11 protein-coding genes are annotated in these 14,591 nt (G+C 65.2%); 4 read left to right on the forward strand and 7 right to left on the reverse strand.

What is annotated here, in order from left to right; genetic code table 11:
- Nucleotides 1–62: 62 nt before the first annotated feature.
- Nucleotides 63–551, reverse strand: a complete 489-nt coding sequence (locus tag ACPYOD_RS17900) for an NUDIX hydrolase (protein ID WP_481303065.1) — start codon at nt 549–551, stop codon at nt 63–65.
- A gap of 103 nt (nt 552–654) precedes the next feature.
- Between ACPYOD_RS17900 and ACPYOD_RS17905 the strand changes: the two genes are divergently transcribed.
- The gene (locus ACPYOD_RS17905; protein WP_481303066.1) at nt 655–1,464 is read left to right on the forward strand and encodes a phosphodiester glycosidase family protein; all 810 of its coding nucleotides are present in this window, start codon (nt 655–657) and stop codon (nt 1,462–1,464) included.
- Between the two features lie 21 nt (nt 1,465–1,485).
- Here the strand turns inward: ACPYOD_RS17905 and ACPYOD_RS17910 are convergent, their stop codons facing one another.
- From ACPYOD_RS17910 to map, 6 genes are all read right to left on the reverse strand, one after another.
- On the reverse strand, nt 1,486–5,610 hold the full coding sequence (locus ACPYOD_RS17910) for a glycosyltransferase (protein WP_481303067.1): 4,125 nt from the start codon (nt 5,608–5,610) through the stop codon (nt 1,486–1,488).
- A 93-nt stretch (nt 5,611–5,703) separates the two neighbouring features.
- Nucleotides 5,704–6,834, reverse strand: coding sequence for a succinyl-diaminopimelate desuccinylase (dapE, locus tag ACPYOD_RS17915; protein WP_481303073.1), 1,131 nt, complete (start codon nt 6,832–6,834; stop codon nt 5,704–5,706).
- Nucleotides 6,835–6,845: 11 nt separating this feature from the next.
- Nucleotides 6,846–7,199 carry a Spx/MgsR family RNA polymerase-binding regulatory protein gene (locus ACPYOD_RS17920; protein WP_481303068.1) on the reverse strand — a complete coding sequence of 118 codons (354 nt, stop codon included), beginning with the start codon at nt 7,197–7,199 and terminating at the stop codon, nt 6,846–6,848.
- A gap of 3 nt (nt 7,200–7,202) precedes the next feature.
- Entirely contained in the window at nt 7,203–8,030 is an 828-nt protein-coding gene (gene dapD / locus ACPYOD_RS17925) for a 2,3,4,5-tetrahydropyridine-2,6-dicarboxylate N-succinyltransferase (RefSeq protein WP_167027765.1), read from the reverse strand.
- Complete coding sequence (glnD, locus tag ACPYOD_RS17930; RefSeq protein ID WP_481303069.1) at nt 8,017–10,680, reverse strand: [protein-PII] uridylyltransferase; 2,664 nt, start codon at nt 10,678–10,680, stop codon at nt 8,017–8,019. Before glnD ends, dapD begins: the two co-directional genes overlap by 14 nt.
- Before the next feature lie 121 nt (nt 10,681–10,801).
- Nucleotides 10,802–11,569, reverse strand: a complete 768-nt coding sequence (map, locus tag ACPYOD_RS17935; protein WP_481303070.1) for a type I methionyl aminopeptidase — start codon at nt 11,567–11,569, stop codon at nt 10,802–10,804.
- A 350-nt stretch (nt 11,570–11,919) separates the two neighbouring features.
- Between map and rpsB the strand changes: the two genes are divergently transcribed.
- From rpsB to pyrH, 3 genes are all read left to right on the forward strand, one after another.
- Nucleotides 11,920–12,768, forward strand: coding sequence for a 30S ribosomal protein S2 (gene rpsB / locus ACPYOD_RS17940; RefSeq protein ID WP_167025116.1), 849 nt, complete (start codon nt 11,920–11,922; stop codon nt 12,766–12,768).
- 84 nt (nt 12,769–12,852) lie between these two features.
- Nucleotides 12,853–13,731, forward strand: a complete 879-nt coding sequence (tsf, locus tag ACPYOD_RS17945; protein ID WP_481303071.1) for a translation elongation factor Ts — start codon at nt 12,853–12,855, stop codon at nt 13,729–13,731.
- Between the two features lie 155 nt (nt 13,732–13,886).
- On the forward strand, nt 13,887–14,591 hold a 705-nt coding region (gene pyrH / locus ACPYOD_RS17950; protein ID WP_481303072.1), incomplete at its 3' end, for a UMP kinase.

Raw genomic sequence — 14,591 nt, forward strand, 5'->3', positions numbered from 1 at the left:
AGATGTGTATAAGAGACAGGGGTCGGCTCCCACCGAGCAGAGTGGTCCAACCGGTGGCGGGGTTAGAGACGGGTCACATTCCAGGACACCATGCGCCCGTCCTTGTACGGCATCACCCCGTGGAACGGCCGCGGGTCGGCGTCGAACACCAGGGGCAGGAAGTGGCGGTCGCCTTCCCACATCGGCAAGGTTCCCAGCTTGTCCACCGGCACCCATTCCAGCGCGCCCTCGTGGTTCGACGTGAGCGGCGTGCCTTCGAACCTCGTCACGACGAAGATGAAACCGAGCCAGTCTTCACCGTGCTTGCCGAAGCCGGGCCAGTTGAGCGTGCCGCGCAGGCTCATCTCGGTGCATTCGATGCCTGCTTCCTCCCGGATCTCCCGGCGCATGCACGCGGCGATGTCCTCGCCCGGCTCCATCTTGCCGCCGAGTCCGTTGTACTTCCCCAGGTGCATGTCGTCCTGGCGGGCATTGCGATGGATCATGAGGACGTGCCTGCCGTCCGGCGACAGGACGTAGCCGAGCGTGGCGACGATGGGCGTATAGGGCATGGCGGCGGAGGTGGGGAGGAAAAACCGTGGAGTTTACGCCCTGAGGGCGAAAACCGCCGCAGCGCAGCTTGCGCCGCCGGCCATGCACCTCCACCATCGGGGGATGCTCCATCCCATTCTCCCCCGCTCGTTCAGACAAGCTCCGCTCCGCATCCTCGCCGCCACCAGCATCGCCTTCCTTGCGGGCTGCGCCGGCCGTGCCGATGCCGTGGACGGCCACGACATCGTCTTCGACAGCCAGTCCTACTTCACCGTCACCATCGACACGCGCGAGCAGGACATCGAGCTCTACTGGCGCAATCCCGACAACGGGCAGCCGTTCGGCGGCATCGAGGCATTGAAGACATGGACGGCCGCAAGAGGGCGCCCGCTGGCCTTCGCCACGAATGCCGGCATCTACGACCGCGATTTCCGTCCGCTCGGGCTCTACGTCGAGAACGGCAAGGCCATCGTTCCGCTGAACCTGGCCCACGGCAACCCGCGCTCGGGCAACTTCTCCCTCCTGCCCAATGGCGTCTTCGCCATATACGACGACGGCAGCGCGGAAGTACGCACGAGCGACGCTTTCCGCGCCGCCGGCCGCAAACCGCGCTGGGCTACGCAATCGGGTCCCATGCTGGTCGTCGACGGGGAGATCAATGCGCAGTTCGAACATGGCTCGGACAGCATGAAGTGGCGCAGCGGCGTCTGCGCCCGCACACCGCACGAGGTGGTTTTCGTGGTGAGCCGGGCGCCCGTCAATTTCCACAGCTTCGCCCGGCTGTTCCGAGACGAGATCGGCTGCCGGGACGCGCTGTTCCTCGACGGCACGATCTCGCAGGCCTTCACTCCGCGCGCTGGATATGTCGGCGCGCCGGCATTCATGACCAAGCCCTACGCAGGCATGGTAGCGGTGTTTCCGAAGCGCCAGTGATACCGTCTGCGGCGCGAGTGATTACCTCGTCTGTCGCCAGGAATGGCTGTTTCCCATGGTGACGATATTCCTAAGTGGCGCGAAGGCGTCCTCGGCAACAGTCCTCTGCGAGTATCCGCCCAGCGACCACACACTGCTCAGCCACGGATGGTCGCCGATATCGACCGAGTCCCGCACGGCGTCCGCGAAGGCGGCGTGTCCTTCGGAATGGTGGCGTAGAGTATCGTTGAAGACGCCTGGCCCGGTGGTTTTCGAAACCGTCCGCATGTAAGGCACCAATGCCAGGGACTCATCGAGGTTATCGAGGTTTTCGTGAGGCCGGCCGCTCAGTTGATGGCGATGCAGTTCGAAACGGTCCGCCTGCTGATCGAGCAGATCGATGAAGAACTGGTTTCCTTGATGGGATGCAAAGGCATTGGTGTTGTACTCGGCGGTCATCCCAAGCGTTTGATTGGAGGTGACTACTCCTGTAAGGACTTCGTCCGTTCTCGCCGCCAGCGCGATCTGGCCGAAGTCCTGACGAAGCAAGTCGTCGGTATCCAGATACAGTCCCCCTTTCTTGTACAGGATGTAATTCCTGAGGATATCGCTGGCAGCTGACAGGTTCCGTTGGGAGGGGTTGCTCGACTGGAAGAATTCGAAGGCCTTCGCGTACCTCGTCTCCCTGAACTCGGTGAACAGCGGTTCCGATCGCAGGTTGACAACCTCCACATCCGGCATGGCTTTACGAAGGTCCCAGAGCGCTGCCGCGCTTTCGTCATCCAAGAGCACGTACAGCCTGGATCGATATCCCCGCTGCTTCGCGAGGCGTCCGTTCGCTTCGATCGCTTCGACCAGCAAGTCTCCGGAATCGCCACCGGTTCGCCGGGTCGTCAGCTCGTGGGCATTTCCCAACCATACCTGGTTTACATCTTTTGGAATCGGGGTGCGAACACCTTCGACGGGACGCGGCCAGCTAAGGGGATCCCTGCTGATTCCTAACTGCCGAAGCGCGGTCAGCCGCTCTTCATTGCTCACCTGCCGCGGGGGAAGAGCGGGCGCGCCGTGCGCGCCGGGCTCAAGTACGGCCACTTGCCAGTGCCTCGCGGCTTCGTTGTATTCCACGTACGCACCTGGCGTCGTCCCGTAGGTGATCCGCCATCTGCAGACGTCCAGATCGAAAAGGATATCGGTCTCGTAGCCGTCGATTGGGACGTGGATTCGACGACCCGCAGGTGCGGGATTGATACCTTTCAAATGGCCTTCGCCCCAACGTGGTTCGCCCCACGTTATCGGAGGTTGCCTCGGGGCGCCGCCAAGCAGCCGGGGCTCGGGCAATATGCTCCACCCGTCGCCGTAGCGTTTGATCGAGCGCGTATTGCCTGCATTGGCAGAACCGACGATGACGCGCTCGCTCGTCCCATTGGGCTTGCTATTGACACGGCTCCTGTAGAGCTTGTCGTCGATCCTGACATACTCCTGACCCGTACCATCGCGGAAGAGATGGCGTGACGGCGAGTCCATGGTCGTGACGTCAACTCCGTTTACCTCGAACCGCCGTAGAGCAGCCGTGTCGAACGAAGCAAGGCGCGACGAGGTTTCGGCAGGCAAGGCAAACCGAATAGCACGACTGCCCTTGGGACCCTGTATGACGCTGGCGAAGCGTCGGGTCGCTCTACCGATCGACTTAACCGGCGAGAGAGGGCCGGCGGCCAACGGTAGCGCATCCATGGCGATGGCAAGGCCAGCTGTCGCCAGCTTTCCGTAGCATCCCTTCTCCCCGGCCAGGAAGCACTCGATCGCGTCGTTCATGTCCATGCCGCCCTGCACCAGACCCGAGAGCGGCAGCACCATGCTCACGGTGTCCATGACGCCCCTGACGTTATCGGCAACGGTAAGCTGGTCCCGGAACGATGTCGTGGCAGACAGGTGCCGGGATTCATTGCGCAGTTGCTCGAAGAAGGCACGGGCGGTGGCGACCAGGAAGTTTCCCGGAATCGGCACCGTGACGACGTCGCCACCTCGACCACCCCGGGCCAGGATGCGGCGGGCCTCGGCGCGCTCGCCCGCCACGATCGCCCCGACGACATAGTTCCGCAGCGCCTCGTCGTCCTTGAGCTTCCGGGCAATATCGTTGAGCCCTCGAAAACCACGGAAGGCCTTATTGTCCGGAGCGCCGGGGGTATAGAGCACGTGGGCGCCGTCGCCGTTGCCGCCCGTGTGGAAAAGCAAGATACCGCCGCCGACGCCGGCTCCGGCCAGCTGGAATCGACGGACACCGATCCGTGTCTCGGCTCCCGGGTTGGCCAGGGCATGCAGGATCGAGGTCTGCGCGCCGGCCGTCAGGTCCGAACCAGGCAGCGCGGCGTCACGCAGGAGGTTCAGCATCATTCCATGACCGAGCCCCAGCGCAAACGCATCGAGGTTCACGCTGTTTTCGAAGCGTCCGATCGCATCCAGGTACTGTTGGGCGACATTCGCTTCACGAACCATGGCGGCCACCGCGACATACGACAGATCGCTTATCGGTTGCCTGTCGCCATCGACCACGTCGTATCGGGTCAAGGGTCCGGGCGACGCCGGGAGGTTTTCCAGGGCTGCTTCGGTCAAGGTGAGCTCCCTGCCGGTGTACCAGGTGAGCTGCTCGTCCACCTTGTTCCACAGGCCGTCCTCATCGCGCCACTGCCGTGGCTTGCCACCCATGTGATGCTGGTGGAAGTTCCAATGGAAGATGGAAATGGCGTCGGGATCGGTCACGCTCACGCCACGTGCTCGCAGGGCTTCGGCCATGGCATTCCGCGCCAGTAATGTGATATCTCGCAATATGTCCGGTTGTCCGGCCAGCAGGGTGCCGGCCGCGCGGAGATTCTGGAGGTAGGTTCGCGCTTGCGCTCGCCAAGCTGCCTTCCCATCCCGCGAACCGTCTGCCACTGCGTCCGGCATCAGCAGGTCGAGTCGCAGGCGGGCGTTGTAGGTGTCCATCACTTGCCGCTGGTCGAGTTCGCCGGTCAGATCGCCATGGCGGTCGACAACCGCACTGGCATCGGCAACAGCCAGCGTGGAGGTTTCGAGCATCGTCATCGCAGCAAGCGCGTCGGTCACACCCCGGGCAACGGCTCGATCGAGCAACCATCGCCATGGGTCGCCTGAAACTGCCTGCTGCTGAAGCGTCGAGCCATTGCCTCCGGCCTCCACAAGCCAGGACCGCAGCGCATCGGCGCTTTCGAATAACCGGGTGGGCAGGCCTGCCGAAAGCAGGAGGATCTTGCCGCAGTCACCTTCCGGAAAATTTGCGCAGGATCGTTCCGAGACGGCCACGGACGGCGGAAGGCTCAACTTGTTGTGGAAATTTTCGTTGAGGACCTCGATACCGGTGACCGAAGTGCGGGTGCTCATCAGGGTGGCGGCCGTGGGCGCCAGCCAGCCGTCACCAACCATCGACCCGATTTCGGCCTGGCGCAGATCGCGCAAGGTTTGCGCCAGCCATGCTTTCCGCGAGGGCGCCTCGGCATCCCCGGCAGCTTTCCGTTCCGGCAATGTCTCGTTCCAATACCGGTCGACCCGTCGCCGGAAGTGCGTCCGAAAATCACGTGCGGTTTGCAACACGGCCTCGATCTTCACCAGGGCCGCCCCACCAGCCATTGCGGGAATGCGCGCAGACGGCGCAAGCGTTCCGGCGGCGTTGAAGAAGCCCGTCTCGGTCTGGTTGAACGCAGGGAACGTGGCTGGGTGGAGGATGATTTCCCGATACACGTCGATCAGGGATCGCGAGGCAACGATGCTCTGGCGACCGTCGGCAGCCTCGCGGAAGGCGGTGACATATACCTTCTCGACGTCGGTGTCCGTTGGCAAGGTTGGAAAATGTCGCCGTAGCGCCTCCTCCAGCAACTGCTTCGAAATCGAACTGAAGTTCGGCTGCCCGTCCAGTGCGACCTGACGGAGTTCGTCCAGCAGTCGGTTGAAATCATCTGCCTGCGGCGAGGCCAGGGCGCGGACCAGGGCATCCTGGTCGGGCAACCTGAGCCGTGCCAGCAGTGACCCGGCGCTTTCCTGCGCCGGCGTCCCGCCGGCCCTCGGCACCTCTCCTGCGTGCTGCGTTGCAAACGCCAGCGGGCAGAAGCCGGCTGCCATCAGCGTGGCCAGGGCGTTGCGCCTGACTCTCTCCATACATAATCCCTTGCATTGCTCATACCGAGCAAGGGAGTTTGGCGGCTGCGCCCGGCATGGGACATCGGCTTGCGCCTCGGAACGCGTAGTCCCTCAGGGAAGCATGCGCAAGCAGATCGCCTCGTAGAGATCCGGCAGCCGTTCGAGGTCCGCGATGGACACGTGCTCGTCTAGCTGGTGGATCGTGGCATTGACCGGGCCCAGTTCGATCACCTCGGCACCCATCGGGGCAATGAAGCGGCCATCCGACGTGCCGCCGCCGGTGCTCTGCTCGGGGTCGATGCCGCATAGATCGCGGCAGACGTCCACGACGACCTTGCGAAGCCGTCCTCCCGGCGTGGCGAGGAACGGGTGCCCTGACAGGTGCCAGTCGATCCCGAAGTCCACGCCGTGCGCACGGAGGATGGTCTCGGTGCGTTCGCGCAACCCGTCGGCGGTGCTCGCCGTGGAAAAGCGGAAATTGATCAGCGCGACGAGCTCGCCGGGAATGACGTTGTTCGCGCCGGTGCCCGCGTTGATGTTGGACACCTGGAAGGACGTGGGCGGGAAGTCCGGGTTGCCCTCGTCCCAACGCTCCGCAGCCAGCGCGGCGAGTGCCGGGGCGAAGGTGTGGATCGGATTCGTCGCCTTTTCCGGATAGGCCACGTGGCCCTGGACACCGCGAACCGTCAGCGTGCCGGACAACGAACCCCGACGGCCCACGCGGATGAGGTCCCCCAGCGTGGCCTTGGCAGAAGGCTCGCCCACCACGCAGGCGTCGATACGCTGCCCGGTCCGAGCGAAGTGTTCCACCACTTCGCGTACGCCGTGCAACGCCACGCCTTCTTCGTCGCTGGTCAGCAGCAAGCCGACGGTACCGGCGTGACCGGGATGCGCCGTGACGAAACGCTCCAGCGCCACCACCATCGCGGCCACGGAGCCCTTCATGTCCGCGGCGCCGCGACCGTAAAGCAGTCCGTCGCGCTCCGTCGGCTCGAAAGGCGGCGTCGACCAGCGAGCTTCCGGTCCGCTCGGCACCACGTCGGTATGCCCGAGGAAAGCCAACACGGGGCCTTCCGTGCCATGGGTCGCCCAGAGATTGTCGACGTCGCCGAAGCGGAGGTGCTCGATACGGAAGCCGAGGTGTTCGAGTCGCGACGCGATCATGGGCAGGCAACCGGCATCGTCCGGCGTGACCGAACGGCGGCTGATGAGATCGCGCGTCAGCGCCAGCACGGCGGACACGGCAGGCCCGGTCATTTCCCGAACCGCTTCTTGAAGGCGTTGTCGGTAAAGCCGACGGACACCTCGTCGCCTTCCACCACTACCGGCCGCTTGATGAGCGCCGGATATTCCTTGAGCAGCAAGGTCCACTCGGGATCGGTGCGTGGGTCCTTGCGTTGCGGCAGCAAGGTACGCCACGTGGTGGAAGCCTTGTTCACCAGCTTCTCCCATCCGCCGACTTTCTCCGCCCATTGCTTCAGCGTCGCCGCCGGTACCGGGTTCGCGCGGTAGTCCACGAACTCATGGGCCACGTCGAAACGCGTGAGCCAGTTACGCGCCTTCTTGCAGGTGTCGCACGTAGGCAACCCGTAAACCGTGATCGTCATGGTTCAGTCGCCGCTGCGCAGGAGTTCGTTGATGCCCGTCTTGGAGCGGGTCTTCTCGTCCACCTGCTTCACGATCACCGCCGCATACAAGCTATGGCTGCCGTCCTTCGCCGGAAGGCTGCCGGAGACGACCACGCTGCCGGCCGGCACGCGGCCGTAGCTGATCTCGCCAGTGGCGCGGTTGTAGATGCGCGTGGACTGGCCGAGGAAAACGCCCATGCCGATCACCGAACCCTTCTCGACGACCACGCCTTCCACCACCTCGGAACGTGCGCCGATGAAGCAGCCGTCCTCGATGATGGTGGGATTCGCCTGGAGCGGCTCGAGCACACCGCCGATGCCGACGCCGCCGGACAGGTGCACATTGGCACCGATCTGCGCGCAGGAGCCCACGGTCGCCCAGGTGTCCACCATGGTGCCAGCGCCCACGTAGGCGCCGATGTTGGTGTAGCTCGGCATCAACACGGCGTCCTTCGCGATGTGCGCGCCCCGGCGCACGAGGGCGCCCGGCACCACACGCGCACCGAGGTTCGCGTATTCGATGGCGTCGGCCTGGGTGAAGCGCAGGGGCACCTTGTCGAAGGCGCTCGACGGGCCACCATCCATCACGCGATTGCCGTTCATGCGGAAATAGAGCAACACCGCTTTCTTCAGCCACGCGTTCACCGTCCAGCCGCCCTTTCCGTCCGGTTCGGCCACACGACGCTCGCCGGACTCGAGGAGGTTCAGTACCTGCTCGACGGCTTCGCGGAGGTCGCCCTCCATCTCGTTCTGGGTGAGCGCCGCGCGGCGCTCGAAGGCGTCTTCGATGATGGATTCAAGCGTTTGCATCTGCATTTACGGAAGTCCTGGGGCTTTCGGAACCGATGTGGCGCAGCAGGCAGGCCCGCAGGATCTCCCGGCGTTCGGGCGAGAGCGGCGCGTTGCTGCGATCGGTGAGTTGGAAGAAATCCTCGACACGTTCGCCGAACGTGGCGATGCGCGCATCATGCACGCGCACCTCCGCTTCGGCCAGCGCCTGCGCCACGGCCGCCAGCAGACCCGGCCGATCGGTGCAGACCAGTGCGAGCTGTGTGCGTTCGCCCGCGTCCACGAATTCCACGCGCGGGGCCATCTGGAAATGGCGAAGGTGCCGCGACAGGGAGCGCTTGGCCGGGCCGTGCCCCGCCGATTGGGACAGCGCGTGCCGCATGCGGGCGCGCAGTTCCTCGGCACGCTGCAACGAGGCCGGTGCCTGCGAGTCGGATTCCAGCAAGAGGAAGGTATCGAGCGCCTTCCCCGTGTTCGACACCAGCACACGCGCCTCCATCACGGAGAAACGCAGGCGGTCGAGCACTGCCGTCACGGTGGCGAAGAGGCCGTCGCGGTCGGGCGTGTAGATGAAGAGTTCGGTGCTGCCGCGCACCGAGAACGGATGGACTTCCACCAGCGGCGTCGCGCCATGGGCGCGAAGGATGGCCGCGGTCTGCCAGGCGATCTGCTCGGGCCGGTGGCGCAGGAAACTCGTGTCGGGAAATTCGGCCCATACCTTGGCGATGTCGTCGGCGTTCATGTGCTCCGCGGCGAGCACCGCCATGGCCTTCTCGCGGCATTCGCGCACGCGCACGGCCGAATGAGCGGGTGGCGTCAGATCGCTGCGCAACGCGAAACGGGTGGCCGTGTACAGGTCGGCGAGAAGACGGTCCTTCCAGGCGTTCCACAACTTCGGACTGGTGCCGATGATGTCCGCGATGGTCAGCAGGTAGAGATGGTCGAGGTGTTCCCAATCGCCTACTACCGCGGCGAAGCGGTGCACCACTTCCGGATCGGTGATGTCCTGGCGCTGCGCGGTGGTGCTCATGAGGAGATGATGGCGCACCAGCCAGGCCACCAGTTCCACCTGCTCCGGCGGCAGGCCGAGACGCGTGCAGAATGCGCGCGCTTCTTCTTCGCCGAGCACGGAGTGGTCGCCGCCGCGGCCCTTCGCGATGTCATGGAAGAGCGCGGCGAGCAGCAGGAGCTCGGGTTTCTCCAGGTGCGGCCACACCTCGCAGGCGATAGGGAATTCGCGCCGCGCGGCTGGATCGGCGAAGCGCGCCACGGTGCGCAACACGCGCGTGGTGTGCTCGTCCACCGTGTACACGTGGAACAGGTCGTATTGCATGCGCCCCACGACCTTGCCGAACGCGGGCAGGATCGCGGCGAGCAGGCCGTGCCGGTTCATCCGCCACAACGCATCCACGGCCGGCGCACCGCGACGAAGCAGGGCGAGGAAGCTGCCCAGCACCTGCGGATCGTCTGCCAGCGATTCGCCGTGCTGGGACACCGCATGCTGGATGCGCCGCATCGTTTCCGCGGTGAAACCGGTGATGCCGGGCTCGTCCAGGCGAGCGATGAAGATCTCCACCAACGACGACGGCCGCCTGACGAACAGGTGAGGATTGCGTGGCGCGATACGCGAACCGTAGCGCACGTAGTCGGTGCCGACCGGCACCGGTTCCGTCGCCGGGTCGAGCATTTCCTCGAAACGTTCCACCAGCTGCGTGCCCGATCGTTCGATCTGCGTAGCGGCGCGGTAATAGCCCTGCATGAACTGCTCGACGCCGAGGTTCTTCGCGTGCTCGTCTTCGAACCCGAGCCGCTCGGCCAGCGCGCGCTGGTAATCGAAAAGCAGTCGCTCTTCGGCGCGTCCGGCCTCCAGGTGCAACGCGTAGCGGTAGCGCCGCAGCGTTTCCTCGGCGCGGGTGAGCCGCGCCGCCTCCACCGGCTCTAGCAGGCCTTCGGCCACCATCGCGTCGAAATCGGGCGCGTTCGCCAGGCGGCGGCCGAGCCAGCGAATGGCGTCGAGCGTGCGCAGGCCGCCTGGGCCATCCTTGAGGTTCGGTTCGAGGTTCTGCGCCGTGTCGTCATAGCGGGCGTGGCGGGCGTCACGTTCCGCGAGGCGCGCCGCAAGGTACTCGCGCGGTGGCCATATGGCGGGATCGTCGAGGATGCCGCGCAGGCGTTCGCCGAAGGCGGGCTGGCCGACCAGGCGGCGCGCATCGAGCAGGCTGGTGAAGACGCTGGCATCCCGCATGGCGAGGTCGCGGCATTGCTCCACCGTGCGCACGGCATGCCCGGGTTTCAGCCCGATGTCCCACAGGCAGGCGAAGAAGTGTTCCAGGGCGCGTGCGAGGGCCGGCGAGTTGTCGTCGACCAGCGCCAGCAGGTCGACGTCGGACCGGGGAAACAGGAGTCCCCTGCCGAAACCACCCACCGCGAACAGGGCCGCTTCGGCCGAATCGCCAAGGCTGGCATGCCATACGTGGACGACGACGCGCTCCACGATGTCGCCGCGGCGTCGCGCGAGGGCGGATGCGTCCTCGCCTTCCCGGAACGCGACCGCCAGCGCACGATCCACGTCGCCCAACAGCTGGCGCAGCGAACGCCGCGCCTCGGTCGACACGCCCGAGCGGGGCACTACCTTGGGAAGGCGCGGTAGCGATGGCAGCGTCAAAGCCAAAACCCTCCTAACTCTGTGAGAGCCGGCTTTTGTGGGAGCCGGCTTTGCCGGCGATCCCACGGCAGCAGGCAAGCTCGCCGCGAGCACCCATCGCCGCTGAAGCGGCTCCCACACAAGGCCCTCAGGCGGCGTCCGGCCAGGGCGTAAGGATCTCGAAGCCGTCTTCGGTGACGGCAATGGTGTGCTCCCACTGGGCCGATAGCGAGTGATCCTTGGTGACCACGGTCCATCCGTCCGGCAGGGACTTCGTCTGCGGCTTGCCGGCGTTGATCATCGGCTCGACCGTGAACGTCATGCCCGGCTTCAGTTCCAGGCCGGTGCCCGGACGGCCGTAGTGCAGCACCTGGGGCTCGTCGTGGTAGACCTTGCCGATGCCGTGGCCGCAGTACTCGCGCACCACGGAGAACCCCGCGGCTTCAGCGTGTTTCTGGATGGCCGCGCCGACGTCGCCCAGCGTAGCGCCCGGCTTCACCGCCTGGATGCCCTTCATCATGGCCTCGTACGTGGTGTCCACCAGGCGCTTCGCCAGCACGCTGGGCGTACCCACGAAGTACATGCGGCTGGTGTCGCCGTGCCAGCCGTCCTTGATGACGGTGACGTCGATGTTCACGATGTCGCCGTCCTTGAGAACCTTGCTCGGACTGGGAATACCGTGGCAGATCACGTGGTTGACCGACGTGCAGGTGGTTTTCGGGTAGCCGCGGTACCCCACGTTGGCGGGAATGGCCTTCTGCACGTTCACGATGTGGTCGTGGGCAAGCTGGTCCAGTTCCTCGGTGGTGACGCCCGGCTTCACGTGCGGCACCAGCATGGCCAGCACTTCGGCGGCCAGCCGGCCGGCCTCGCGCATGGCCTGGATTTCTTCGGGGGTCTTCGGTACGACTGCCATGGTCTCTCTCTTTTCCTTTGCCCTTCAGGGGATTGGGCCTGCCGCGGAAGGTGGCGGCGCCTCGTCCGGAATTCCAGCCTCGGCTTGCGGCCGGGCGGGCCTGAAGGCTACAATTAGCGAGTTTTGCTGTCCGGCGAAGCCACCAGAGCGGTGGCCACGGCGGCGATTCGAAGCGCGATTGTAACCGCACGGCGCCACCCTTGGCCCCGGCGTGGCGCAATCGCTCCAACGCCACACACGCATCGGCACCGCCTTCGGGGTGCCCGTCCACAGGTCGGGTCGAAGCCGGGGATGCGTGGAGGTCCCAACCCCCATAGAACCGCCAAGGCGGTTCGCCCAGGAGTAATTCCATGGCACAAGTCACCATGCGCGAGATGCTGGAAGCCGGCGTCCATTTCGGCCACCAGACCCGTTACTGGAACCCCAAGATGGCTCCGTACATCTTCGGCGCCCGCGGCAAGATCCACATCATCAACCTCGAGAAGACGCTCCCGCTCTTCACCGACGCGATGAACTTCCTCTCGGGCCTGGCCCAGAAGGGCGGCACCATCCTGTTCGTCGGCACCAAGCGTTCGGCCCGCGAGGCCCTCGCCGAGGAAGCCGCACGCGCCGGTCAGCCGTTCGTCACCGCCCGCTGGCTCGGCGGCATGCTCACCAACTTCCGCACGGTGAAGCAGTCGGTCGCCCGCCTGAAGGAACTCGAAGCCGCCGAAACCGACGGTTCGTTCGACCGCCTGGTGAAGCACGAAGTGCTGGCCCGTCGCCGCGAGCGCGACAAGCTGCAGAACTCGCTGGGCGGCATCAAGGACATGAACCGTCTGCCGGACGCCCTCTTCATCGTGGACATCGGTCACGAAGACATCGCCGTGCAGGAAGCCCGCAAGCTCGGCATCCCGGTCGTCGCCGTCGTCGACACCAACTACGACCCGGCCCTCGTCGACTACGCCATCCCGGGTAACGACGACGCCATCCGCGCCATCCAGCTGTACGCCCGCGCCGCCGCCGATTCCATCCTGGAAGGCAAGTCCGCCGCTCCGAACGCCGCCCGTGGCGACGCCAACGAGTTCGTGGAGCTGGACGAGGAAGGCAACCCGGTCGCCAAGGACGAAGCCCCGCGCGGCGAGCGTCGTGGCGCCCCGGCCAAGAAGGGTGCTCCGCGTCGCGAAGGCGGCCGTGACGGTGGTCGTGGCCGCGCGTAAGCGCCCCACCCCGTAACCGCTCTTCCGTTTCACCGGCGCCGCGGCACCCTTGCCGCGGCGCCCATCAAACATTGAGGAATTACCATGGCTGAGATCACCGCAAGCCTCGTCAAGGACCTGCGTGAGCGTTCCGGCGTCGGCATGATGGAGTGCAAGAAGGCACTCGTCGAGAACAACGGCGACATCGAAGCGGCGATGGAATGGCTGCGCAAGAACGGCATGGCCAAGGCCGACAAGAAGGCCGACCGCGTCGCCGCCGAAGGTCTCGTCGCCGTCGCCACCCACGGTGGCAAGGGCGTCATGGTCGAAGTCAACAGCGAAACCGACTTCGCCGCCAAGAACGAGCAGTTCATCAAGTTCACCAAGGACGTCGCCGACGTCGCCCTCTCGGCCGGCGCCAGCGACATCGACGCGCTGAAGGGTGCGAAGCTCGGCAACGCCACGGTCGAGGAAGGCGCGAAGGAACTCACGCTGACCATCGGCGAGAAGTTCGACGTGCGTCGCATCGCCACCGTCCAGACCGACGGCGTGCTGGGCGCGTACTCGCACGGCGGCCGCATCGGCGTGCTCGTGGCGCTCAAGGGCGGCTCGGAAGAGCTGGCCAAGGGCATCGCCATGCACGTCGCCGCGATGAACCCCAAGTTCGTCAGCGAGAAGGACGTCCCGGCCGATTTCCTGGAAAAGGAAAAGGAAATCGAGCTTTCGAAGATGACCGACAAGGAAAAGGCCAAGCCGGCCGAGATCCTCGAGAAGATCGTCTCGGGCAAGGTCAACAAGATCCTCGCCGACGTCACGCTGGTGGGCCAGTCCTACGTCATCGACACCGATATCACGGTGGGCGAGGCGCTGAAGAAGGCCGGTGCCGAGATCCTCGAAGTCAAGCGCCTCGCCGTGGGCGAAGGCATCGAGAAGGTGCAGGACAACTTCGCCGAAGAAGTGATGAAGCAGGCAGGCCTGGCGTAAGCCGGCCCTCCCGCTTCGAAGAAAGGCCGCGAGCGATCGCGGCCTTTTTTTTTCGCACGAGGAATGTCGAAGATGCGGCGCGATTTCACATTCCTGCAACAAGCGCCGCAGGTTAGACTACGCCCGTTTTGCCTCACACAATCTGGAGAACCCCTATGAGCACCCCGCTGAACCACCGCCGCATCCTGCTCAAGCTCTCCGGTGAAGCCCTCATGGGCAGCGAGGACTACGGTATCGATCCGAAGGTGATCGGACGTCTCGCGAAGGAAATCCTCGAAGTCCGCGAAGCCGGTGTACAGGTCGGCGTCGTGATCGGCGGCGGCAACATCTTCCGCGGCGCAGGCCTCGCGGCCGCGGGCATGGACCGCGTCACCGGCGACCACATGGGCATGCTGGCCACCGTGATGAACGCGCTGGCCATGCAGGACGCCATCGAAAAGCTCGGCGGCGAAGCACGCACCATGAGCGCCATCAAGATCAACGAGGTGTGCGAGGACTTCATCCGCCGCCGGGCCATCCGCCACCTCGAGAAAGGCCGCGTGGCCCTGTTTGCCGCCGGCATCGGCAACCCGTTCTTCACCACCGATTCCGCCGCCGCCCTGCGCGCGGTGGAGGTGGGCGCCGACCTGCTCCTGAAGGCCACCAAGGTCGACGGCGTGTATTCGGCAGACCCGAAGCGGGTGCCGAACGCGGAGCGTTACGAACATCTCACCTACAACCAGGTGATCGAGCGCCGCCTGGAGGTCATGGATACCGCGGCCATCGCCCTGTGCCGCGAGAACAAGCTGCCGCTGCGCATCTACGACATGACCCAGCCGGGCAACCTCATGCGGATCATGCGCTGTCTCTTATACACATCT

This window comes from Luteibacter sp. HAY1-4A (assembly GCF_056755355.1).

Coding starts and splice junctions, on each gene's coding strand:
- tsf (WP_481303071.1), top strand. CDS start 12,853: ATGGCTGAGATCACCGCAAGCCTCGTCAAGGACCTGCGTGAGCGTTCC.
- ACPYOD_RS17920 (WP_481303068.1), bottom strand. CDS start 7,199: ATGACGATCACGGTTTACGGGTTGCCTACGTGCGACACCTGCAAGAAG.
- rpsB (WP_167025116.1), top strand. CDS start 11,920: ATGGCACAAGTCACCATGCGCGAGATGCTGGAAGCCGGCGTCCATTTC.
- ACPYOD_RS17900 (WP_481303065.1), bottom strand. CDS start 551: ATGCCCTATACGCCCATCGTCGCCACGCTCGGCTACGTCCTGTCGCCG.
- ACPYOD_RS17905 (WP_481303066.1), top strand. CDS start 655: ATGCTCCATCCCATTCTCCCCCGCTCGTTCAGACAAGCTCCGCTCCGC.
- dapD (WP_167027765.1), bottom strand. CDS start 8,030: ATGCAAACGCTTGAATCCATCATCGAAGACGCCTTCGAGCGCCGCGCG.
- ACPYOD_RS17910 (WP_481303067.1), bottom strand. CDS start 5,610: ATGGAGAGAGTCAGGCGCAACGCCCTGGCCACGCTGATGGCAGCCGGC.
- map (WP_481303070.1), bottom strand. CDS start 11,569: ATGGCAGTCGTACCGAAGACCCCCGAAGAAATCCAGGCCATGCGCGAG.